The 20,584-nt window shown below is 71.9% G+C and carries 17 protein-coding genes and 2 pseudogenes; 15 read left to right on the top strand and 4 right to left on the bottom strand.

Annotated elements, in window-relative coordinates; genetic code table 11:
• Positions 1-52 precede the first annotated feature (52 nt).
• On the top strand, positions 53-550 hold the full coding sequence (locus ABZV42_RS04140) for an NUDIX domain-containing protein (RefSeq protein ID WP_355979766.1): 498 nt from the start codon (positions 53-55) through the stop codon (positions 548-550).
• A gap of 24 nt (positions 551-574) precedes the next feature.
• On the opposite strand, the gene ABZV42_RS04135 is transcribed toward ABZV42_RS04140, so the two are convergent.
• Together ABZV42_RS04135 and ABZV42_RS04130 are read right to left on the bottom strand one after the other, a co-directional pair.
• Complete coding sequence (locus tag ABZV42_RS04135; protein ID WP_356050872.1) at positions 575-4,879, bottom strand: bifunctional nitrate reductase/sulfite reductase flavoprotein subunit alpha; 4,305 nt, start codon at positions 4,877-4,879, stop codon at positions 575-577.
• Between the two features lie 197 nt (positions 4,880-5,076).
• Entirely contained in the window at positions 5,077-6,633 is a 1,557-nt protein-coding gene (locus tag ABZV42_RS04130) for a hypothetical protein (protein ID WP_356050912.1), read from the bottom strand.
• Between the two features lie 584 nt (positions 6,634-7,217).
• Here ABZV42_RS04130 and ABZV42_RS04125 point away from each other — a divergent pair.
• Positions 7,218-7,421, top strand: a complete 204-nt coding sequence (locus ABZV42_RS04125; RefSeq protein WP_037622929.1) for a cold-shock protein — start codon at positions 7,218-7,220, stop codon at positions 7,419-7,421.
• Between the two features lie 931 nt (positions 7,422-8,352).
• Positions 8,353-8,958 (top strand): lamin tail domain-containing protein, encoded by a 606-nt coding sequence (locus ABZV42_RS04120; RefSeq protein WP_356050871.1) that lies wholly within the window; start codon positions 8,353-8,355, stop codon positions 8,956-8,958.
• A gap of 160 nt (positions 8,959-9,118) precedes the next feature.
• Here ABZV42_RS04120 and ABZV42_RS04115 read toward each other — a convergent pair whose 3' ends face one another.
• Complete coding sequence (locus ABZV42_RS04115) at positions 9,119-9,991, bottom strand: UbiA family prenyltransferase (RefSeq protein ID WP_356050870.1); 873 nt, start codon at positions 9,989-9,991, stop codon at positions 9,119-9,121.
• A gap of 142 nt (positions 9,992-10,133) precedes the next feature.
• Here ABZV42_RS04115 and ABZV42_RS04110 point away from each other — a divergent pair, with 142 nt between their 5' ends.
• From ABZV42_RS04110 to ABZV42_RS04065, 10 genes and pseudogenes are all read left to right on the top strand, one after another.
• On the top strand, positions 10,134-11,192 hold the full coding sequence (locus ABZV42_RS04110; RefSeq protein ID WP_356050869.1) for a 3-oxoacyl-[acyl-carrier-protein] synthase III C-terminal domain-containing protein: 1,059 nt from the start codon (positions 10,134-10,136) through the stop codon (positions 11,190-11,192).
• A 40-nt stretch (positions 11,193-11,232) separates the two neighbouring features.
• Positions 11,233-11,766 (top strand): isoprenylcysteine carboxyl methyltransferase family protein, encoded by a 534-nt coding sequence (locus tag ABZV42_RS04105; protein WP_356050868.1) that lies wholly within the window; start codon positions 11,233-11,235, stop codon positions 11,764-11,766.
• Positions 11,763-12,776 carry an FAD-dependent monooxygenase gene (locus ABZV42_RS04100; protein ID WP_356050867.1) on the top strand — a complete coding sequence of 338 codons (1,014 nt, stop codon included), beginning with the start codon at positions 11,763-11,765 and terminating at the stop codon, positions 12,774-12,776. The genes ABZV42_RS04105 and ABZV42_RS04100 overlap by 4 nt, the downstream gene beginning before the upstream one ends.
• A gap of 373 nt (positions 12,777-13,149) precedes the next feature.
• Complete coding sequence (locus ABZV42_RS04095) at positions 13,150-13,527, top strand: hypothetical protein (protein WP_356050866.1); 378 nt, start codon at positions 13,150-13,152, stop codon at positions 13,525-13,527.
• 74 nt (positions 13,528-13,601) lie between these two features.
• Positions 13,602-13,715 (top strand): annotated as a pseudogene (locus ABZV42_RS04090) (polysulfide reductase); the annotation flags it as partial.
• Between the two features lie 14 nt (positions 13,716-13,729).
• The gene (locus tag ABZV42_RS04085; RefSeq protein ID WP_355979743.1) at positions 13,730-14,074 is read left to right on the top strand and encodes a hypothetical protein; all 345 of its coding nucleotides are present in this window, start codon (positions 13,730-13,732) and stop codon (positions 14,072-14,074) included.
• A gap of 321 nt (positions 14,075-14,395) precedes the next feature.
• On the top strand, positions 14,396-14,767 hold the full coding sequence (locus ABZV42_RS04080) for a phage holin family protein (RefSeq protein ID WP_355979741.1): 372 nt from the start codon (positions 14,396-14,398) through the stop codon (positions 14,765-14,767).
• The gene (locus ABZV42_RS04075; RefSeq protein WP_355979739.1) at positions 14,764-15,267 is read left to right on the top strand and encodes a DUF3618 domain-containing protein; all 504 of its coding nucleotides are present in this window, start codon (positions 14,764-14,766) and stop codon (positions 15,265-15,267) included. The genes ABZV42_RS04080 and ABZV42_RS04075 overlap by 4 nt, the downstream gene beginning before the upstream one ends.
• A 359-nt stretch (positions 15,268-15,626) precedes the next feature.
• Positions 15,627-15,952 (top strand): annotated as a pseudogene (locus ABZV42_RS04070) (plasmid stabilization protein).
• A gap of 58 nt (positions 15,953-16,010) precedes the next feature.
• Entirely contained in the window at positions 16,011-16,538 is a 528-nt protein-coding gene (locus ABZV42_RS04065) for a DUF6328 family protein (RefSeq protein ID WP_356050865.1), read from the top strand.
• A gap of 358 nt (positions 16,539-16,896) precedes the next feature.
• Here ABZV42_RS04065 and ABZV42_RS04060 read toward each other — a convergent pair whose 3' ends face one another.
• The gene (locus tag ABZV42_RS04060; protein WP_356050864.1) at positions 16,897-17,685 is read right to left on the bottom strand and encodes an SAM-dependent methyltransferase; all 789 of its coding nucleotides are present in this window, start codon (positions 17,683-17,685) and stop codon (positions 16,897-16,899) included.
• A gap of 344 nt (positions 17,686-18,029) precedes the next feature.
• Here ABZV42_RS04060 and ABZV42_RS04055 point away from each other — a divergent pair, with 344 nt between their 5' ends.
• The gene (locus ABZV42_RS04055) at positions 18,030-19,541 is read left to right on the top strand and encodes an MFS transporter (protein ID WP_355979731.1); all 1,512 of its coding nucleotides are present in this window, start codon (positions 18,030-18,032) and stop codon (positions 19,539-19,541) included.
• A 153-nt stretch (positions 19,542-19,694) separates the two neighbouring features.
• A complete protein-coding gene (locus ABZV42_RS04050; RefSeq protein ID WP_356050863.1) occupies positions 19,695-20,456 on the top strand; it encodes an alpha/beta hydrolase in 762 nt (253 codons plus the stop codon).
• Positions 20,457-20,584: the final 128 nt, after the last annotated feature.

The following is a 20,584-nucleotide window of genomic DNA, read 5'->3' as shown; positions in this document are numbered from 1 at the left end:
GACCTTGACCTCTCGGTTTTGGTGATCCAGATCTCTCTGTCAGGGTGGACCGATGCGGATACCCAGGCAGGCAGCCAGAGTCGCGGTGCTGGACCCGGAAGGCGCCGTCTTCATGTTCCGGTACGACAACGACGAGGTCGGTGTCCACTGGGCTCTGCCCGGCGGCGGCCTGGACCCGGGGGAGACCCCGCACCAGGCGGCCTTGCGCGAGGTGCGGGAGGAGACCGGCTGGACGGACATCGAACCCGGCGGTACGGCGCTGTGCTTCTGGGAACACGACTTCACCCGCGCCGGGGTCCCCGTGCGGCAGTACGAGCACATCTTCCTCGCGTACGGGCCGCGCAGGCTGCCGGGAAGCGAATTGGGGGCGTTCCAGGCGGCGGAAGGCATTCTCGGCGGCAGATGGTGGTCGCCGACGGACCTGTCGGACCCGGCGGAGCCGTTGTGGCCGCCCCGGCTTCCGCAAGTGCTGGCCGGCGTACGACGGGACGGTCCGCCCACGACACCCGTCGACCTCGGTTTCACCCCGAACGGCGGACTCGCGCCCTGAGCCGGGAGCAGCCGCCCGCCCCTGTCAGTACACGTCGCGGACGTACCGCTTCTCGGCCGCGAGTTGTTTGACGAACGCGGCGGCGCCTTCCGCGCTGTGGCCGCCGTGGGTGACGGCGATGTCCCGCAGGGCCTGGTCGACGTCCTTGGCCATGCGGGAGGCGTCGCCGCACACATAGAAGTGCGCTCCCTCCCGCAGCCAGGACCACAGCAGGGGACCGTGCTCGCGCATCCGGTCCTGGACGTAGACCTTGGCCCGCTGGTCGCGGGAGAAGGCCGTGTCCAGGCGGTCGAGGGTGCCGTCGGCGACGAACGCGGCCAGCTCGTCCTCGTAGTAGAAGTCGGTGGCCCGGTGCTGCTCGCCGAAGAACAGCCAGTTGGGCGCGCCGTGGCCGAGGGAGCGCCGCTCGTGCAGGAACCCGATGAAGGGCGCGATCCCGGTGCCGGGGCCCACCATCACCATGGGGGCGGCCGGGTCGGCCGGTGGCCGGAACCTCGGGGACGACTGGACGAACACCGGTACCGGTGTGCCGAGGGCGGCGTCGGCGAGGAAGGGCGAGCAGACGCCCTGGCGCGGTCGTCCGGCGGGGTTCTCGTAGCGGACGACGGAGACCGTCAGCGAGACGAGTCCGGGGTCGGTCAACGGGCTGGAGGAGATGGAGTACAGCCGGGGCTGGAGCGGCTTGAGCACCTCGGCCCACTCCTGGGCGTCGGCCCGGACCGGGTGTGCGGCGATGACGTCGACCGCTTGGCGGCCCCAGGACCACCGGGCCAGTTCGTCCTTGTTGTCGGGGCGCAGGAGCTTCTTCAGCACCCGGTCGTGGGTGCGTTCGGCGACGAAGCGCAGCAGTGCGGGAGTGATCCGGGCGATGTCCAGATGCCGCAGCAGGGCCTCGTGGAAGGGGACCTCCCCGCTTCCTTCCAGGCGCACGGCGCCGTCCGGCGCGAGGCCGGTGGTGGCCAGCCATTCCGCGACGAGCTCCGGGGAGTTGACGGGGCGTACGCCGAGAGCGTCGCCGGCCCGGTAGACGAGCGGGGTCTCGCTGTCGCAGGTGTCGAAGGTGAAGCGGCGGACCTCCTTGCCCGCTCCGGGCAGACTGAGCAGCTGGTTTCCGGCCAGGCGGGCGGTGACGGGGGCCGGCCGCTTCGGCGGCGCGGCGGATGGTGGTGCCGGGGGAGCGGGCGGACGCGGTGCGGCCGCTTCGGTGCCGTCGGTCAGGGAGGCGAGGACCTGGTCGAGCCAGGCCGTGGCCGAGGGCGCGTAGTCGGGTTCGCAGTCGGTGCGCGGGGCGAGCTGTACGGCGCCGAGTTCGCCGAGGCGCTGGTCGAGACGTCGGCCGTGGCCGCAGAAGTCGTCGTACGCGGAGTCGCCGAACGCGAGGACCGCGTAGCGCAGGCCGTCCAGGCGGGGTGTGTCGGGTGCGGCCAGGGCGTCCCAGAACCCGGAGCCGTTGTCGGGGGCGTCACCGTCGCCGAAGGTGCTGGTGATCAGGAGGACGTCGGCTCCGGCGGGCAGCTCCCCCGGGTGGGCGTCGTGCATGCCGACCAGAGTGGCCTTGTGACCGGTGGTGGTGAGCCGGTCGGCGGCGGCCGTGGCGAACTCCTCGGCGTTGCCGGTCTGCGAGGCCCACAGGACGACGACCTCCCGGACGGGACCGGACTGTGCCGGAGCCGGGGGCGGCGTTCCCGGAGCGGCCCGGGAGTACATACCGCCGAGCACACCGTTCACCCACAGGGCGTGCTCGGCGCTGAAGGGCGCGCCCGGCGGCAGCACCGGAACGCCCGGGGCGCCGGGTTCGATCCCGGAGAGGAAGCCGATCAGGTACTGGCGCTCGTGCTCGGCGAGGACCGGTGGCGGAGCGGGTGCGAGCCCGAAGACGCGCGCGGCACCCGCGGCATCCGCGCGAGGGCCGGCCGTCGTGGCGGGCACTGCGGACAAGGCGGCCACGGAGGCGACGGACCCCGCCTCGGCCGGAGAGCCGGACGTGAATCCGACCCCGACTCCGAAGTCGACCCCGACCCCGACTCCGACTCCGGACCCGACCCTCGAACCGATCCCGACCCCGGACCCGATCCCGACCCCCGGTCCGGACCCCGCCACCACCCCCGCCCCTGCTACCACTCCTGCCCCTGCCGCCGTCCCCACCCCTGTCCCGGCCGTACCGGGTGCCGCCACGGACACCGCGGCCGCCACCTTCGTCAGGGACACCGCGCATACCTTGAACTCCGGCTGGAAGGAGAGCGGGTCGACGGCGTCGTTGGTCACGGCGTTGACGCTCAGATACTCACCGAACAGGTCGTTCCAGTGGAAGGGCGCGAAACAGCAGCCCGGCCGGACCCGGTCGGTCACCACCGCGGGCAGCACCGCCCGGCCGCGCCGGGAGGCGACCTCCACCGAGTCGCCGTCGGCGACACCGAGCGCGGCGGCGTCGTCGGGGTGCAGTTCCACGAAGGGCCCGGGATTGAGCCTGTTGAGCTTGGCGACCCTGCCCGTCTTGGTGAGGGTGTGCCACTGGTGCTGCACCCGGCCGGTGTTCAGGACGTACGGGTAGTCGTCGTCCGGCAGCTCGGCGGGAGGGAGGTGCGGGCGGGCGTGGAACACCGCTCGCCCGCTCGCCGTCGGGAACACGGGACCCCCGCCGTGCTCGTCCACGTAGCGGATCGGGTTGCGGTCGGGCCCGTCCTCGCGCGCCGACGGCCACTGCACCGGAGTGGTCCGCAGCCGGTCGTAGCTGACGCCCCGCAGGTCGTACCCGGTCTTCGGGTTGTGGGCGCGCTTGATCTCCTCGAAGACCTCTTCCGCGCCGGCGTACGAGAAGCCACGCTCGTAGCCCATCGCCCGGGCGACGGCGGCGATGATCCGCCAGTCCGCCATCGCCTCCCCGGGCGGCTCCACCGCGGGCCGCGCGAGGGTCACGTTGCGCTCGCTGTTGACGAGGACGCCCTCGGTCTCGGTCCACAGCGCTCCCGGCAGGACGACATCCGCGTACGCGTTGGTCTCCGTCTCGGCGAACACGTCCTGGACGACGACGAACTCGGCGCGCTCCAGGCCCTCGATCACCGTCCTGCGGTTGGCCACGGAGGCGACCGGGTTCGTGCAGATGATCCAGCAGGCCTTGATCTCCCCGTCGGCCATCCGGCGGAACATCTCGACCGTGCCCCGGCCGACCCCGTCCTCGCGCAGCGTGCCGGGGGCCAGCTCCCACAGGTCCTCGACGAAGGCACGGTCCTCCTCGACGAGAACCGACCGCTGGCCTGGCAGTCCCGGACCCATGTACCCCATCTCCCGGCCACCCATGGCGTTGGGCTGGCCGGTCAGCGAGAACGGACCGCTGCCGGGCCGGCATATCGCCCCTGTCGCCAGATGCAGATTGACCAGGGCGTTCGTGTTCCAGGTGCCGTGCGTGGACTGGTTGAGGCCCATGGTCCAGCAGCTCATCCACCGGCCGGCTTCGCCGATGAGCCGGGCCGCCTCACGGAGGTGGTCCTCCGGGACGCCCGTGATGCCGGCGACCGTGGCGGGCGGGTAGTCCGCCAGGAACTCCGGCATCGCCTCCCACCCCTCGGTGTGCGCGGCGATGAACGCGGGGTCGGTGTGCCCGTTCTCGTACAGCAGGTGCAGCAGCCCGTTGAGCAGTGCGAGGTCGGTGCCGGGCCGGACCGGCAGGAACAGGTCCGCCTTGTCGGCGGTCGCGGTGCGCCGGGGGTCGACGACGATCAGCTTGGCCGCGCCCGACTTGACCCGTTCCATCATCCGCAGGAAGAGGATGGGATGGCAGTCGGCCATGTTGGAGCCGATCACGAGGAAGACGTCGGCGTGCTCGAAGTCCTGGTACGAGCCGGGCGGGCCGTCCGCTCCCAGCGACAGCTTGTATCCGGTGCCCGCACTGGCCATGCACAGCCGGGAGTTCGACTCGATCTGGTTGGTCCCGACGAAGCCCTTGGCCAGCTTGTTCGCCAGATACTGGGCCTCCAGGCTCATCTGCCCGGAGACGTACAACGCGAAGGCGTCCGGGCCGTGTTCGTCGATCACCGCCCGGAGCCGCCGGGCCGTCTCGGCGATCGCGGTGTCCACCGGGGCGGGCTCGGCCTCCGCGCCCCGTTCGGCCCGCACCAGGGCCGAGGCCAGCCGTCCCGGGGCGGCGAGCATGTCGGCCGTGGTCGCGCCCTTGGTGCACAGACGCCCGAAGTTGGCGGGGTGCGCCTTGTCACCGGACGCCTTCAGGACCGTACGCCGTCCGTCGGGGCCCGTCCCGATGTCGAGGACCATCCCGCAGCCGACACCGCAGTACGAGCAGACCGTCCGCACCTGCTGGGTGGTCGTGGTCACGAGCGGCCCTCCGTGTGATCGGTACCTTTCTCCACCGACGCTACGAAGGACCCATTACGCGGCTGTCACACCGCCCGATCACGGGGGGTTACACGCTCCACACACCGCCGCTCGGAGGCCTGTGAGGTGTGGCCCGCGGGGCATGGCCTGCGGCGACGGCGGGCGCCCGGTCCCGGATCGGGCGCCCCACCGCCGCCTCAGTAGCCGAGGCCCGTCGTGTACGCGCACTCCGTGTAGACATAGCCGGGTGACAGTTTGGCCGTGTCCGAGGCCGGGGACTTCCCGGTGCCGCTGCGGGACTTGTGCACGAAGTAGGTGGTACCGACGGGCAGTTGGATGGTCCGCTGCGGGTAGTGTCTGCCGCTGTTGCTGCACGGTTTGAAGCCGATGCCCAGCGTGCTGCCGAGCGGGTACGAGGTGCAGCTCCCGCAGGCCTTGAGGGTGAAGCTGCCGGTCACCGGTCCCGTGTACAGGACCGTGATGTCGTCGGGACTGTCGTTCTTGACCGTGACGGCGATGCTGCCGCCGGATGCCGTGGTCGGCAGACGCTTGCCGGCCGCGGGCACCGTCTGCGCGACCTCGGCGGCGATGGCTATCTTCTGGGCACGCGCCCGGTTCTTGTGGTGCGGGTTGTTCTTGGCGAAGTCGTTCATGGTGGTGACGGCGTCACTGAACTTCCCGTCCTTGTACTGGTCCACGCCGCAGGCGTACGTGCCCGAACGCGCGCTCAGCGAGGCCCGGTCGGCGTCCTTGCCGAGGGCGTCGGCCACACCGGCCTGCTCCCCGGGCAGTCCGCGGACCTTGGTGTCGAGGCCGCCGAGCCGCTGCACGGCGGAACAGGGGTCGTCGCCGCCCACCGACTTGACCGCCGCGTCGACCGCGCTCTTCACGGCCGGCTCGACCTTCCCGGCCTGTGCGGACCTGGGGAAGGTGGACAGAAGCTCGCCGAACTGCGCGGTCCAGCCCTCGTCTCCGCCGCTCAGAGAAGCCGCCGCGCATTCGTAGAGCGACGTGGCCAGCCGGTCGTCGGGCCAGCCGGCGAGGTCTCCCAGGTCCTTCCTGTCCATCGTGCGCGGCACCGTACGCAGGTATTTCAGGGGCGGTACGGCGGAGCAGTAGTCCTTGCGCGCGTACGGGGTGGCGACGGTTTCGTAGTACGTCTTGAGCCGGTCGGGCACACGCCGGGCCGCGCGTGAACCCGGGTGGTCCTCGCCGAGCGCGGCGTAGGCGGTCAGAGCGCGGCGATAGCCTGCCTCGCCCGTCGCGAAGTCCTGCTTCCCGGATTGCGTGACCAGTCTGTCGGCCCGGTCGAGCCGGTCGAGGAGCATCCGCTCCGTGGCCTCGTCGCGAGCGCCGTCGTACAGGACGACTCCCGCGGCGGGCACGGCCAGCAGGACGACGCCGAGCACGGCCGCGATCAAGGCGCTCGGCAGCAACGCGGTCCGGGTCCGCAGGCCCACGGACGCGCCGTGCGCGGCGGCCAGTGCCAGGAAGGCCAGGTACAGCACGAGCGCGGTACCGGGGACCCCGTCGGGGTCTGCCGGCAGGGCCACCAGGAGCAGGATCGCGGTGGCGGCCCAGCACACGGCCATGAGCCACCAGCGGCGCACCACGGCATATCCGAGCCCGAGCCCGCTGAGGTTCAGCAACGCCACCGCGAGGGCCCGCCAGGGGCTGGCGGGAGCGGGCGGTGGCGCGGTCGGCATCGGCGGTACGACGAAGCCGTCACGAGCACCTTGATGATCCCAGGACATGACGGTCCCCCCGTCGATCACGCCTGAAGTTCCTTGACTTGTCAGCGTACGGACAGTCAGCGGCCCGCGACAGAGCGGGTGTCGAGCCTCTGCGACCCGCAGGTCACACCGGAAGGCGTCCGCCCCGCGCGCAACATGAGAGGTGGCCGGTGCGACATGCGACATGCGGCACGCTGAACTGGCTGCTGGTCCATGGCACTCCTGGTCCTCCTCCCGCCGGTCGCTCCTGTCACGTCACCGGCGGCCCGGCGGACCATGCCACGACAGCGCACCATGGTCCCTTCCGGTGCCGTCCCGATGGGTGGTTCGTGGCGGTGTGTCATGTGCCGACCGTGTTGGACGGCGCTCCGCGCAATGACGTGGAGCCGCCGTGGGGCATGTGTGTCTCGAGTGTCGCTCCACCTGACAGCCCTTGCTCTCTGGTGAGAGGCGCTCTCGCCGTGTAACGTCGCTGGCAGATGTCGTGGTTCGCAGTACCTGCCCGCGCCGTGGTGCGGGCGTTTTGCTGTGCAGTGCCCGAGGACCAGGACGACTACCTCCGGGTTCGCGCGGTGCGGACCCGTCAACGAATGAGAGGCACTGGCATGGCCAGCGGAACTGTCAAGTGGTTCAACGCCGAAAAGGGCTTCGGTTTCATCGCGCAGGACGGCGGCGGCCCCGACGTCTTCGCCCACTACTCCAACATCAACGCCACTGGCTTCCGTGAGCTCCAGGAGGGCCAGGCCGTGACGTTCGACATCACCCAGGGCCAGAAGGGCCCGCAGGCGGAGAACATCACCCCCGCCTGACCTTCGCGCCACGCCGGCACGGCGCCTCGTCGCACATCAACGATCGAGGCGCCGTGCGGGACGGCAAAGCCTGCCGGCCTCTCAAGAGGGGCCGCCAGGACGTGTGTTGAAACCTCGGCAGCGTGCGGCACGCCCACGGAGGGCACGCACCGCCATTCCGGCGCCACGGGCGCCGATGCTCCGACGGCCCGAAACCGGCGCCGTCTTTTCTTGTCTCCGACGGTCGATCAGTTCCGTCACATCTCGTCTCCGACGATCGATCCGTGCCGTCGCGTCTCGCTCTCGACGGCCGAACTGTTCCGTCCCCAGGTGTCTCCGACGGGACGATCAGCACCGTCCTTTCGTGTCTCCGACGGTCGATCAGCGCCGTCTCCTCTCGTCCGTGCCCGGCACCCTCGCGCAGGGTCCTCCCGGGACGCCCGAGATCTCCGGCCCGCGGATGTCGCCGACGACCGGCCGCCGCCGCTCGTATCTTTGCTGCTGACCTTCTCTCGTACTGCTTCCCTCCTCGAATTCCGTGCCCTGCGGGCGCGTTGACGCTGTGTCCGCCCGGTGAACCCTCCGGACGGGCCGGTCGTGTGGTCGCGGTGGACCGGAAGGGTGTTACTCACTTTCGAGTGATCACCGGGCGGGGAGCGGAGATGCGGAAGATGCAGGCTTGTCGCCTGGAGGCTTCAGGAGTACGGGAGTTGGCGATGACAAGCCGTCACTCATCATCTTTCAGCGGTTAAAGGGCCGATACAAGTATCTGTAACCGACATGTCCGTAATTGGTAACAGCGGTCGGGTGTCGCCCCTCTTGGGTGGGGATGTGCAGCAAATTATGAGTCCTCGGCCACCGGGCCGGGACTCGCACAGGGTCGCACCATGCAGGTTCCCCGCAAGGGGTGCCCGCAAGGGGTGTGCCGGCTCTCGAACCTTGAGGAGCTCTCATGTCCGTTTCCACGTCTGTCACTGCCCGCCGGATGGTGGCCGCCGCTCTGGCCGCCGGCGCTCTTGTCGGCTCGGCCTCCGTGTCGGCCTCGGCCGCGGAGCCCCGCTTCGAGCGCACGCACGTCGCGATCACCAGGGTGCAGGCCGACGCGCCGGGCTTTGACGACCGCTCCGCCCGCTCCCTGAACGCCGAGTGGGTGGAAGTCACCAACTCGAGCCGCCACGGCGTGAACCTGGACGGCTGGACGCTGTCGGACCGTACCGGCAACCGCTACACGTTCAACCACTACCGGCTCGGCGGACGCGCCACCGTCCGCGTCCACACCGGCTTCGGCCGCGACACCAGCCGCGACCTCTACCAGGACCGCCGCAACGAGGTGTGGGACAACCACTCCGACGTCGCCACGCTGCGCACCGAGCGCGGCCGCTTCGTCGACAGCGTCTCCTGGGGCCGGCGCCACGACGGTGACCACGGCCGTGACGACAACCGCGGCCGTGACGACCACGGCCGCGACAACCACGGCCGTGACGACCACGGCCGCGACAACCACGGCCGTGACGACCACCGTGGGCCCGGCGACCACCGCGGTCACGGCGGTCACTGAACCGTCCCTGACGGCACGCCCGTTCGGAGCCGGATGATGGCAGATGTCCGGCCGAGGGCCGGGCACCGCCAGACCCCGTGATCACTCGGCTCGCCGGACGGCCTCGCTGAGGAAGACCCGCACCGCACGGTGCGGGTCTTCCGCGTCGTGTGCGTACTCGTCAGGCGGGCCCCATCCCGGTGCCGCCGAGCAGCATGGTCACATCCACGGCGGCGACGACGACCGCCGTCGCGAACGCCAGCCGCTCCCGGCGGCGTCCCAGTACCGTCCCCGTCACCGCGACCAGGAGGACCAGGGCCAGCGCCACCACCTCGCGCCGTCGCGGCGGTCCCGGGGGCCCCAGGGCCAGCAGCGCGGACGCGATCACCAGGGGCACCGGAAGCAGCAGCCGCGCACGGTCCGGCCCCAGCCGCTGCGGCCACCCTCGTACACCCGTCGCCAGATCGTCACGGATGTCCGGAAGCACGTCGCCCAGATGGGCTCCGACTCCCAGAAGCGCCCCTGCCCCCAGGACCCACCAGGCCGGCCACGGATGACCGGGCAGCCCGAGCGTCACGAAGGCGGGGAGCGCGGCGAACCCCAGCGCGTAGGGCGCCCACGACCAACGGGTGGCCTTGAGCCGCAGGTTGTACGCCCATCCAGCGGCCACCGCGGCCAGGTGCACGGCGCCGGCCCAGAGACCGTAGACCAGCGAGAGCGGTACACACAGGGCCAGCGCCGCGTACGCGGCGGTCCACACCTGACCCGCCCCGACCGCGCCGTCCGCGACGGGCTTGCCACGCCGGCCCGCCGCCGTGTCCCGCCGGGCATCGAACGCGTCGTTGCACCAGCCGACGGACAACTGCCCCGCGAGCACGGCGGCCCAGGCCAGGACACAACCCCCGGGTCCACGGCCCGCGATCAGGGCGAGCGCCGCCGTCAGGGTCGTCACGGCCACGACGGGCCCGGGATGGCACGCCCGGCCCAGACCTCCCGCCAGGCCGCTCCCACGTCCCGCGGTGTCACCGGCCGTCGTCTGCTCGGGAGTACCCACCCGGCGATGGTAGGAGGACTCGTCCACGCGGTTCGGGCGCGCCACGGGAGGAACGGCCGGACGGGCGATCCCTGGTGGCGAGGCGCCGCTCCGGGGAAGGCCTGTTGAGCAGCCCACCCCAGTCGGTTCGGACGGGAGCCCAATGACGCGGATCGCCGCCGTTCACGGAACCCTCGCCCCGCACCGCTACGACCAGTCCGAGATCACGGACATGGTGGCCCGCAGATGCCTGCGCGACGGCGCCGACCGCCGGGCGCTCGATCGGCTGCACCGGGCCGCGAACGTCCGCGGCCGCCACATGACACTGCCGCTCGAACAGTACGAGGCCCTGGAAGGGTTCGGCGCCGCGAACAACGTCTTCATCCGGGCCGCGACGGACATGGGAGCCAAGGCGGTACGGGAAGCCCTGCGCCTGGCCGGTCTGTCCCCCGCCGATGTCGACCTGCTGGTCTTCACCTCCGTCACCGGCATCGCCGCGCCCTCCGTCGACGCCAGACTGGCGGGCCGCCTCGGGCTGCGGCCGGATGTCAGACGCATGCCGATGTTCGGCCTCGGCTGTGCCGGGGGCGCCGCGGGCCTCTCCCGTATGCACGACTATCTGCTCGGCCGGCCCGACGAGGTGGCGGTACTGCTGTCGGTGGAGCTGTGCTCGCTCACCTTCCAGCGCGACGATCCCTCCCCGGCCAACCTGGTCGCGACCGGCCTGTTCGGCGACGGCGCCGCCGCCGTGGTGGCCTGCGGATCCCGTCGTACGGGCGAAGCCGCCGGCCCCACGATCGTCGACACCCGCAGCCGGCTGTATCCCGACTCCGGCCGGATCCTGGGCTGGGAGATCAAGGACTCGGGCTTCCAGGTCGTTCTGGACCCCGGAATCCCCGATGTGGTGCGCCGTCACCTCGCCGACGACGTCGAGGGGTTCCTCGGCGACCACGGACTGAAGCCGAAGGACGTGAGCGCCTGGGTGTGCCACCCCGGCGGGCCCCAGATCCTGGACGCCGTCGGCGAGGCACTCGACCTGCCCGACGGGGCCCTCGATGTGAGCCGGCGTCATCTGGCCGACGTGGGCAACCTCTCCTCGTCGTCCGTGCTGCACGTACTGCGCGACACCCTGGCCGGCCGCCGCCCGCCCGCCGGTACCCCGGGTGTGCTGCTGGCGATGGGGCCGGGCTTCGCCTGCGAACTGGTGCTGCTGCGCTGGTAGGCCGCCCGGCGCACGACATGGAACGGTGGGACACGGACACATGGACTGGTACGGACTGCTGGTGGCGGCCGTCGCCGCCGAACGGGTGGGCGAACTCGTCGTCGCCCGCCGCAACGAGCGCTGGAGCCGGGCGCGCGGCGCGATCGAGGCGGGCCGGGGCCACTACCCGGCGATGGTCGCCCTGCACGCCGCCCTGCTGCTCGGCTGCCTCACCGAGGTGTGGCTGACCGGCCGCCCCTTCGTCCCGGCACTCGCCTGGCCCATGCTGGCCGTGCTCGGGGGCGCCCAGGCGCTGCGCTGGTGGTGCATCGCCACCCTCGGGTCCCGCTGGAACACCCGGGTGATCGTCGTGCCCGGTCTGCCGCTCGTGGCCCGCGGCCCCTACCGGGTGCTGCGGCATCCGAACTACGTGGCGGTCGTCGCGGAGGGAGTGGCCCTCCCGCTGGTGCACACCGCCTGGGTCACGGCGCTGCTCTTCACGCTGGCCGATGCCGTCGTGCTCACCGTACGCATCCGGTGCGAGAACCGGGCACTGGACGGTGTGGCCCCCGCGCTCGGGTCCGTGCCGGCGTGATCGACGTCCTGGTGGCGGGCGGCGGCCCGGCCGGTCTGGCCGCCGCGATCCACAGCGCACTGGCCGGCCTGGAGGCGGTGGTCGTCGAGCCGCGGACCGCGCCGGTGGACAAGGCCTGCGGAGAAGGTGTCATGCCCAGCGGCGTCGCCGGGCTGCGGGCGCTGGGCGTCAAGGCCCCGGGAAAGGAACTGCGCGGCATCCGGTACGTGGACGGCACCGCCCGCGCCGAGGCGCCCTTCCGCGGCCTCCGCGGCCTGGGAATCCGCCGGACCGAGCTGCACCGCGCACTGCACGAGCGCGCACTCGGGCTCGGTGTGCGGATCGTGCCGGGCAGGGTGGGCGAGGTGCGCCAGAGCGCGGACTCGGTCACCGCCGCCGGGCTCAAGGCCCGCTGGCTGATCGCCGCCGACGGCCTGCACTCCGCCGTCCGCCGGGGCCTCGGGCTGGAACTGCCCGGCGGCACGCACCGGCGCTACGGACTGCGCCGGCACTACCGTGTCGAGCCCTGGACGGACTTCGTCGAGGTCCACTGGTCCGGCCTGGGCGAGGCCTATGTGACGCCGGTCGCCGACGACCTGGTCGGTGTCGCTGTCCTGAGCCGGGTGCGTCGCGGATACGAGGAGCACCTGGCCGACTTCCCGGACCTCACCGCCTCCTTGCGCGGGGCCGGGGCCACGGACGTGCGCGGCGCGGGCCCGCTGCTCCAGCGGGCGCGCCGCAGGGTCGCCGGACGCGTCCTGCTCGTCGGTGACGCGGCGGGCTACGTCGACGCCCTCACCGGAGAGGGGATCGCACTCGGCCTGGCGACGGCCGGTGCCGCCGTCCGGTGCCTCGCGGCGGGGCGGGCGGGGGAGTACGAGCGTGCCTGGACCCTGCTGACCAGGCGTCACCGGCTCCTGACCGGCGCGCTGCTGGCCGCGAGCCGTCGTCCCGGCACCGCCCGCCTGGTCGTCCCCGCGGCGTCCCGGCTGTCCCCGGTGTTCACGGCCGCGGTCCGCGCGTTGCAGTAGCCCGGCAGCGGAGTGGCGGGAACGGTGACGGGGGTTCGGGCCTCCGCGTCGTCGGGTCGTCGTACGTGAGCCGGGAGCTCATCCGGTGCCCTGCGGGGCTGCGGGCATGCACCGCGCTGGATGTGAGCGCCTCGCGGAGAGCCGGCGTCGGGGCGGGCCGGGCACGGGATCGCCGGTGCGGCCGTCTCGCGACGGCGCCGCGGGGACCCGTCCGCCCTCGCGCCGACAGGAGCGGGGAGGCCCGGTGCGACGGGTCCGGAGAGTCCTCCGCGCCGCAGGCCGAACCGGCCCGGTCCTGCGATCACCTGCATCATCACGAACGAGAGGGGTACTTGCGCGTCACGCCACACCCGCGCGACGGAATGAGGACGCCGTGAACGAGCGCCGCCCGGAAAGCCCTGGAGACGGTGGGAGGCCGGTACGGAAGCCCGTACCGAGGGATCCGCCCGATCAGCAGGCCGCACCCGGCGAGGATCCGCTGGACATCGTCGGCGTGCCCCGGCCGGCGACCACGGGTGAGCGGCCGACGGCGGAGAGTCCCGGCACCGAGGGCGGTGCCGAGGCTCCGGCCGGGCGGAACGCCGGTCACGAGATCCCGGATCCGCGGACGCCCGACACGGAGATCTTCGATCCGGAGATCCCCGACCCGGGTATCCCCGACACGGACGAGGCGGGCACCGGCCGCACGGGTGTCCCGCACTCCGGCAGTTCCCGCCCCGGGCACGCGGTGCCGGACGAGTCGTCCGCCTGACACCCTCGCGCGTCGCACGACGTCCTCGACCCGGCAGCCTCCGGAACGGCGTCGGCGGACGCAGGCGGCCGGTCGCCGTGCTGGGCGGCCTCGCCCTGCTCGGCGGGTCGGGCTGCACTCGCTTCGGGATCTTCGCGCCGGGAATCGCCTCCGCGCAAGACCCCGTATACACCGTCGTACCCCAGCGGAATGGAGAGAGACCATGGTCACCGTGTCCCTCACCGGCACGTCCAGTCAGGACGCCGCCGCCGTCTTCGACGTCCTGCGAACGGCGTTTCCCACCGACCCGCCCTTCGACGACGTACCCGAGGAGGTGCCGGGGGCCCGGCCCTCGGTGTGGACCGCGGATTTCGCACCGGCCGACGAACGCATCCCGACCGGCCCGGCCCCGCTGGAAGGTCCGGTCAGCGCGACGCTTCAGGGCGGCTACCTCGCCGTGGACCTCCTTCGCGAAGCCCTCAACGGCGCGTTCGCCGTGCAGGAGCGGGGCACGGCGTCGGGGGACCAGGAGAAGGAGGTCGACCTGCGGCTCGGGACCAAGCCGTAGCCGGACGGATGCCGGAGGGGCAGGGCAGCACGCCGGCTCACCGTTTTCCACGCCGGAGCGGCACGACCGCATGCCGGCTCACCGCTTGGGACACCGCTGACCTCCTCGAACACCTCGACACCAGAGTCGTCGCCGACTTCGAATGACGCGAACCGCCCTGGACCGCCGGGTTCGGGGTACCCGGTTTCTCAGCGACGGCCGGAGCACGCCCGAAGTGCCCGGCCCGGATCGGTATACGGGCAGGAGGTGATCACCGTGTCGGATGTGCGGACGCGGTCCGACGGACCGGCCGAGCGGACACGGGGGACAGGGCCGGATCAGGTGGGTGAGCTGGTCCAGCGGGCCTCGCAGCAGCTCACCGAGCTGGTGCGGGGCGAACTCCGTCTGGCACAGGCGGAGATGAAGGAGAAGGGCAGGCGCTACGGGAAGAGCGGCGGTCTGTTCGGCGGCGCGGGAGTGGTCGGCTTCCTGATGCTTCAGGCGCTCGTGGCGACCGCGATCGCCGCGCTGGCCGTACCACTGCCGGTGTGGGCCGCGGCGCTGATCGTCACCGTGGTGCTGGCCGTCGTCGCCGCGGTCATGGCGCTGACGGGGAAGAGGCAGGCCGGCCGCGCGGCACCGCCCAGGCCGGAGCAGGCGATCGAGAACGTGAAGGCCGATGTCGCCGAGATCAAGAGGAGTGCCCACCGATGAGCGAACCGTCCGACGGCAAGCATGGGGTCACGACCCCTGGCGAGATGCGTGAAGAGGTCGAGCGGACCCGCGCCGAGCTGGGAGCGACCGTCCAGGCACTGGCCGACAAGGCCGATGTCAAAACCCGCGCCAAGGAGAAGGGCGCCGAGGTCAAGGAGAAGACCGTGGAGGTGGCCGGGCAGGCCAAGGAGAAGACCACCGAGGTCGCCGAGCAGGCCGCGGCCAAGGCGGCGGAGCTGAAGGCGAGGGCGGCCAAGGCCGCGCACTCGGTCCAGGACAAGGTGCCCGACCCGGTCAGGGACAGGGCGGCGCAGGCCGCGGACCAGGTGCGGGACAGGGCCGCGCAGGCCGGCGGCGTGTGGCAGGAGAAGGCACCGGAACCACTGCGGCGGCAGGCGGCCCAGGGAGCGCGCCTGGCACGCGAGAACCGCACCCTGGTTCTGGCCGCGGCGGGCGCCGCAGTCGTCATCTGGCTGGCGGTCCGCCACCGGAAGGGCTGAACGGCCTCTGCGCGGAGTGCCGTCGGGCGGTGAGGTGCTGCCCGTACGGCAAGTGCCGTCAGGCGGTGAACGGCCGGCCCCGCGGCGAACGGGGTCGGGCCCGCTCGGTCCGGCCGGGGTGGCGCCGTCCACCGGCAGCCACCGCCGCAGGGAAGTGCCCCGCCACCGTGGCGCGGAGACTTCCTCCGTTCCGGAGCGAGCGCTTCGACCGCCGCGACGACGGATGGACCAAGGTCGTCCTCCACCCCGACGGCCACAGCTGAACACTTAGGGAGGCAATTCCGGGCCGGCCGTGAGCCCGCGGGGCATCGGGGGTACTCGATGTCCACGTACGGCCACGTCCAGGGAGGAAGCAGCCCATGCCCGCAGGATCGAACAAGAAGCGCGAGCGGCAGTACGAACACATCAAGGAGAGCGCTCAGGACCGCGGGGAGTCCGCGAGCCGTGCCAAGGAGATCGCGGCACGCACGGTGAACAAGGAACGGGCGGGTCGGGCGAGTCCGAGACGGCGAGCAAGGCTTCGCTGCGCGACCCCAAGTCGGCGCCCCGGCGCGGCGGCGAGCGTTCGCACTCCGGGGCGCGGGGTCCCACCAGGGACCAGCTGTACGAAGAGGCCAGGAAGCGCGACGTCCATGGCCGCTCGTCGATGAGCAAGCAGCAGCTGAAGAACGCGCTGGGCCGCTGAGTGACGCCGGAACACGAGTGCGGCTTCGCGAGTGGTGCCGCCAGGAGAGGGACTGCCGATGCGGGGCGACGGACGGGCCGACGGACGCGATGAGTCGCCCGAGGAGCGGGCCGACCGTAAATGGGGTGACCTGCTCCAGGAGATCCGTGTGGCCCAGACCGGCGTGCAGATCCTGTTCGGCTTCCTGCTGACCGTGGTCTTCCAGCCGTCCTACCGGCGGCTGTCCGACGCGGACCAGACGCTCTACATGGTCACGATCGTCCTCGGGGCCTCGGCCATCGGCGCGCTGATCGCCCCGGTGGCTTTCCACCGCGTCGTCACGGGCCGCTTCATCAAGCCGGAGGCCGTCGTGTGGGCATCCAGGCTGACCCTGCTCGGCCTGCTGCTCCTGCTGCTCACCATGACCTCCTCGCTCCTGCTGGTGCTGCGGACGGCCACCCATGACGACGGGTACGTGCCGTGGATCGTCGCGGGTGTGGCCGGGCTGTACATCCTGTTGTGGTTCGTCATCCCCGCCGCTCTGCGGCTGCGCATGACCGGCCGTACAGCCCACCCGTCCGGCCTGGACGACGGTGAAGCGGACTGAACCCGGGTCCGGGGCACAGGTCGGGGGTGGGACGGCCCTCCCGCCGTCCCACCCCCGGTGGCAGCCCGGTTCGCGCATGGTCCGCGAACGTGCGGGGCGTCTCGCCGTCAGCGGTTGCGGATGGCGCTGGTGGTGAAGAATCCGGTGGCGGCGGCGGCGACGAGAGCACAGACAGAAAACAGCATGGTTCGACGCACAGGACGTCCTCTCTGACTGATCGTGAGTTGGCACCCTGCACAACGCCGGTCAGGCCGTCGGGGGCTCGCCGCCGCCCCATACGCCACCCGCATGGACGCGATGCCGGGCCGCCCGGCCCGGATCGCCGGGGGCGCGGCGCGTCCGCCGGTGCCCGTGGAGGTCAGCGAACGCGTGCCACCGCCGCGTAGATGCCGCTGCCCTCCGCCGCGGGCGCCTGATCCGACGTGAACCACTCCGTCGCCGTCACCAGGCCGGGGGAGACGAGGTCGAGGCCCTCGAAGAAGCGCTCCACCTCCGCCCGGGTACGGAAGCCGAGCTGTATGCCGCCCTTCGCGTACTCGGCGGTGACCTGGGCGGAGAGCTCCGGGAACACGTCGGAGGAGGCGTGCGAGAGCACCAGGTAACTGCCCGAGGGGAGCGTTTCGACCAGGTTGCGGACGATGGAATGCGCGTCCTGCTCGTCGGGGATGAAGTGCATCAGCGCGATCAGTGACAGTGCGATCGGGCGGCTGAAGTCCAGGACGTGCCGGGCGTGTTGGACGATCTCCTGCGGCTGGCGGACGTCGGCCTGGATGTAGTCCGTGATCCCCTCGGGCCGGCTGACCAGGAGTGCCTCGGCGTGACGCAGCACGATCGGGTCGTTGTCGGTGTAGACGACCTTCGCCGCCGGAGTGATGTCCTGGACGATCTGGTGCAGGTTAGGCTGCGTGGGAATCCCGGTGCCGATGTCCAGGAACTGGTCGATGCCCTGCTCGGCGAGCCAGGCGGACGCCCGGTGCATGAATTCGCGGTTCTGCCGGGCCGCGTCCCGCGCCTCGGGCGGCAGCTTCTCCGCCACCGCCTCGTCGACCGGGTAGTTGTCCTTGCCGCCCAACAACCAGTCGTAGACCCGCGCGGGATGCGCCTTGCTGGTGTCGAGCGGCGGAAACGACTGTCGGTCGATCGTCATTGCTAGCTCCCATCGCACCACGGAAACGCGGCAGGCCAAGTGTTCGATCATCCTACTCGGAACGGTCATGTGGTCGGCGCGATAAGGGAGTTGAGCGGACCGCGGGGACACCCACGGGGAACGGGACGGACCTGCCGCCCCGTTCGGGGTCCCGGAGCGGTGCGGGCGGCCAGGACGGGCTCCGACCGCGGAGTCGCGAGGCAGGCCGGGACGGGTTCCAGCCTCGGGGCCGCGAGGGAGGCCGGGACGGGCTCCGGCTGCGGAGCCGGGACGGGTTCCGGTTGCGGGGCTCCTCGAGCGCACGCAGGCTGGCTGGAGGAGTGACCTGTCAGGGGATGGTCGTCGTGAGCGGATCCGCAGGCCGGACGACACGACTGTTCTCCCGCCGGGACCGCGCGGTCATCGCCGCCGCCTCGATCGCGATGCTGCTCGTCGAGCTGGACTGGTTCGCTCTGAATCTGATGCTGCCCGTGATCGCCCGCGACTTCGGGACGCCGTCCACGAACCTCCAGTGGCTGGTGAGCGGCTACATGCTCACCCTCGGCGCGTTGATGATCGTCGGTGGACGGGCCGCCGACCTCTACGGCCGAAGACGGGTCATCGTCATCGGGCTGACGGGCTTCGCCGTGATGTCGGTGGTGTGCAGCACGGCCCGGAACACCGCGTGGCTGACCGCGGGACGAGTGGTCCAGGGAATGACGGCGGCCCTGGTCCTGCCGATCGCCGTGGCGGTGGTGACCGCGCACTTTCGCGACGCCCGTCAGGGCCGGGCCGTCGGCACGGTGCTCGCCTTCAGCGCCATCGGTACCGCGCTGGGGCCCTTCGTCGGCGGAACCTTCGCCGAACTCGTCAGCTGGCGTGCGGTCTTCCTGCTGAACGTGCCGTTCTGTTTGCTGGCGGTGCTGCTGATGCTGCGGTACGTGACGGAATCGCGGGACGAGGGTGCCGCCCGGGGGATGGACCTGCCCGGTGCCGTCACCCTGGCCGGAGGTCTGACAGCCGTCATGCTCGCCGTCGACCAGGGATCGAGCTGGGGCTGGGGCTCCGCGGCCACCGTGGCGTGTTTCGTCGTGGGTGCTCTCGTGCTGGGCCTGTTCGTGGTGATCGAGCGGCGGACGAAGGAACCGCTGATCGACCTCTCACTGCTGCACAACCGGCCGTTCGTGACCGTGACGGTGGCCGGGACGGTGTCGAACATCGTGTACTGCCTCGTCGCGGTGCTGGCGGCGCTGTATCTGCAACAGGCGCGCGGACTCTCCCCACTGGACTCGGGAGTGGTCTTCCTGGCGCTGTCGGCCGGCGTGGGCGCGGCGAGCTACTGGTCGGGTCATCTGACGCACCGGTGGCGGGCTGAGGTGCTGATGGCGGTGGGGCTGCTGCTGAGCGGGCTGGCGCTCGCGGCGCTGACCTGGGTGCGTCCGCTGCCCCTCTACGCCGCCGTGTTCGCGGTGGTGGGAGCGGGCGTCGGTCTCGGCTGGGCACTGACCAACGCGGCGACCCAGTCGTATGTGCCCGCGGGGCGGCTGGCGGCGGCCTCGGGACTGGTGCTCACCTCGCTGGTGCTGTGGGGCGCGATCGCCGTGACGGTGGCCGCGACCGTGCTGGAGGAGGTCAGCGGATCCGCCGGTGTGGCGGCGTCCGACGGTTCGGCGATCGACGGGGTGCTGCGGGTGGTCGCCCTGCTCGCCGTGGCCGGTGCGGCCGTGCTGGTACCGCTCGTCCGTTCCGACGCGGGGAGACCCGCCGGAGAGCCGGTGGCGGCTCCCGGCGGGGCGGACGGGGCCGCGCGTACGCGCTCCGGGAACCTCGCCGGCGGCGGGGCGGGAAAAGGGCGGGCGGGGCGACCGCGCGGCTGATAGGTTCCCTGCGACCGTGACACCGCCGAGGAGGTGAGACCCATGAACGCTGTATCGAAGTGGGTGCTCCCCCTTTTCCCCACGGCCGGACGACCGACATAGGTGTCGCCGGGAGCGCCTCGACAACCAGGCACTCCCGAAGGGCAACACCTCATGCATGCTTTGCAGTTCACATCCCGGTCGTCGTCGAACGGAATGACCGAGCGCGACTTCGTCGTGGGCGGGGTTCCCGGTGTCCTCTGGTCGCCGCCCTCCGCCGCCGACCGGGCGCCCCTGGTGCTGATGGGGCACGGCGGCGGTACGCACAAGAAGTCGCCTGCCATGGCGGGCCGGGCGCGTCTCCTCGTGACCGGCTGCGGTTTCCACGTAGCCGTCATCGACGCTCCAGGCCACGGAGACCGCCCCCGCTCGGAGCACGACGAGCGGGAGATCGCGGAGCTGTACCGGGCGAGGGCGGCGGGCGAACCGGAAGGCCCCGTCGTCGTCCGCTACAACGACCATCTGGCGCGGCTCGCCGTGCCCGAGTGGCGGGCGACCCTCGACGCGCTCCAGGAACTTCCGGAGATCGGCGCGGACGGGCCGGTCGGCTACTTCGGCATCAACATGGGGACCGCGATCGGCGTCCCGCTCGTGGCGGCCGAACCCAGGATCACGGCCGCGGTCTTCGGCCAGCACTGGCCCGACGTCCTGGCCGAGAAGGCGAAGGAGATCAACGTCCCGGTCGAGTTCGACATGCAGTGGGACGACGAGCACATCCCCCGCGAGGCCGCGCTCGCCCTGTTCGACGCCTTCGCCTCGAAGGAGAAGACGCTGCACGCCAACTCCGGCAGGCACAAGGAACTGCCCCGGTTCGAGGCCGACAGCGCGGCCCGGTTCCTCGCCCGGCACCTGAGCCGCCCCGCCGCCGGCTCGTAGGTCTGAACCAGCCCGGAGCGACCGGCCGTCGGCGCCCGGCCGACGGCCGGACGGCGGCGGCACCGCACGTGTTTCGCGTCGCGCCGGCGCGGGCGAGGGCCTCCCGAGTCGTGTTTTGAACCGCGCTT

The organism is Streptomyces sp. NPDC005281, from assembly GCF_040607495.1.
Classification (GTDB): Bacteria; Actinomycetota; Actinomycetes; order Streptomycetales; family Streptomycetaceae; genus Streptomyces.
This window is presented reverse-complemented; position numbering and strand designations above follow the sequence as displayed.

What these genes read in the sequence shown, in the direction of transcription:
- ABZV42_RS04140 (WP_355979766.1), top strand. Translation starts at nt 53, where the DNA reads ATGCGGATACCCAGGCAGGCAGCCAGAGTCGCGGTGCTGGACCCGGAA.
- ABZV42_RS04130 (WP_356050912.1), bottom strand. Translation starts at nt 6,633, where the DNA reads ATGTCCTGGGATCATCAAGGTGCTCGTGACGGCTTCGTCGTACCGCCG.
- ABZV42_RS04125 (WP_037622929.1), top strand. Translation starts at nt 7,218, where the DNA reads ATGGCCAGCGGAACTGTCAAGTGGTTCAACGCCGAAAAGGGCTTCGGT.
- ABZV42_RS04120 (WP_356050871.1), top strand. Translation starts at nt 8,353, where the DNA reads ATGTCCGTTTCCACGTCTGTCACTGCCCGCCGGATGGTGGCCGCCGCT.
- ABZV42_RS04110 (WP_356050869.1), top strand. Translation starts at nt 10,134, where the DNA reads ATGACGCGGATCGCCGCCGTTCACGGAACCCTCGCCCCGCACCGCTAC.
- ABZV42_RS04105 (WP_356050868.1), top strand. Translation starts at nt 11,233, where the DNA reads ATGGACTGGTACGGACTGCTGGTGGCGGCCGTCGCCGCCGAACGGGTG.
- ABZV42_RS04085 (WP_355979743.1), top strand. Translation starts at nt 13,730, where the DNA reads ATGGTCACCGTGTCCCTCACCGGCACGTCCAGTCAGGACGCCGCCGCC.
- ABZV42_RS04075 (WP_355979739.1), top strand. Translation starts at nt 14,764, where the DNA reads ATGAGCGAACCGTCCGACGGCAAGCATGGGGTCACGACCCCTGGCGAG.
- ABZV42_RS04065 (WP_356050865.1), top strand. Translation starts at nt 16,011, where the DNA reads ATGCGGGGCGACGGACGGGCCGACGGACGCGATGAGTCGCCCGAGGAG.
- ABZV42_RS04060 (WP_356050864.1), bottom strand. Translation starts at nt 17,685, where the DNA reads ATGACGATCGACCGACAGTCGTTTCCGCCGCTCGACACCAGCAAGGCG.
- ABZV42_RS04050 (WP_356050863.1), top strand. Translation starts at nt 19,695, where the DNA reads ATGCATGCTTTGCAGTTCACATCCCGGTCGTCGTCGAACGGAATGACC.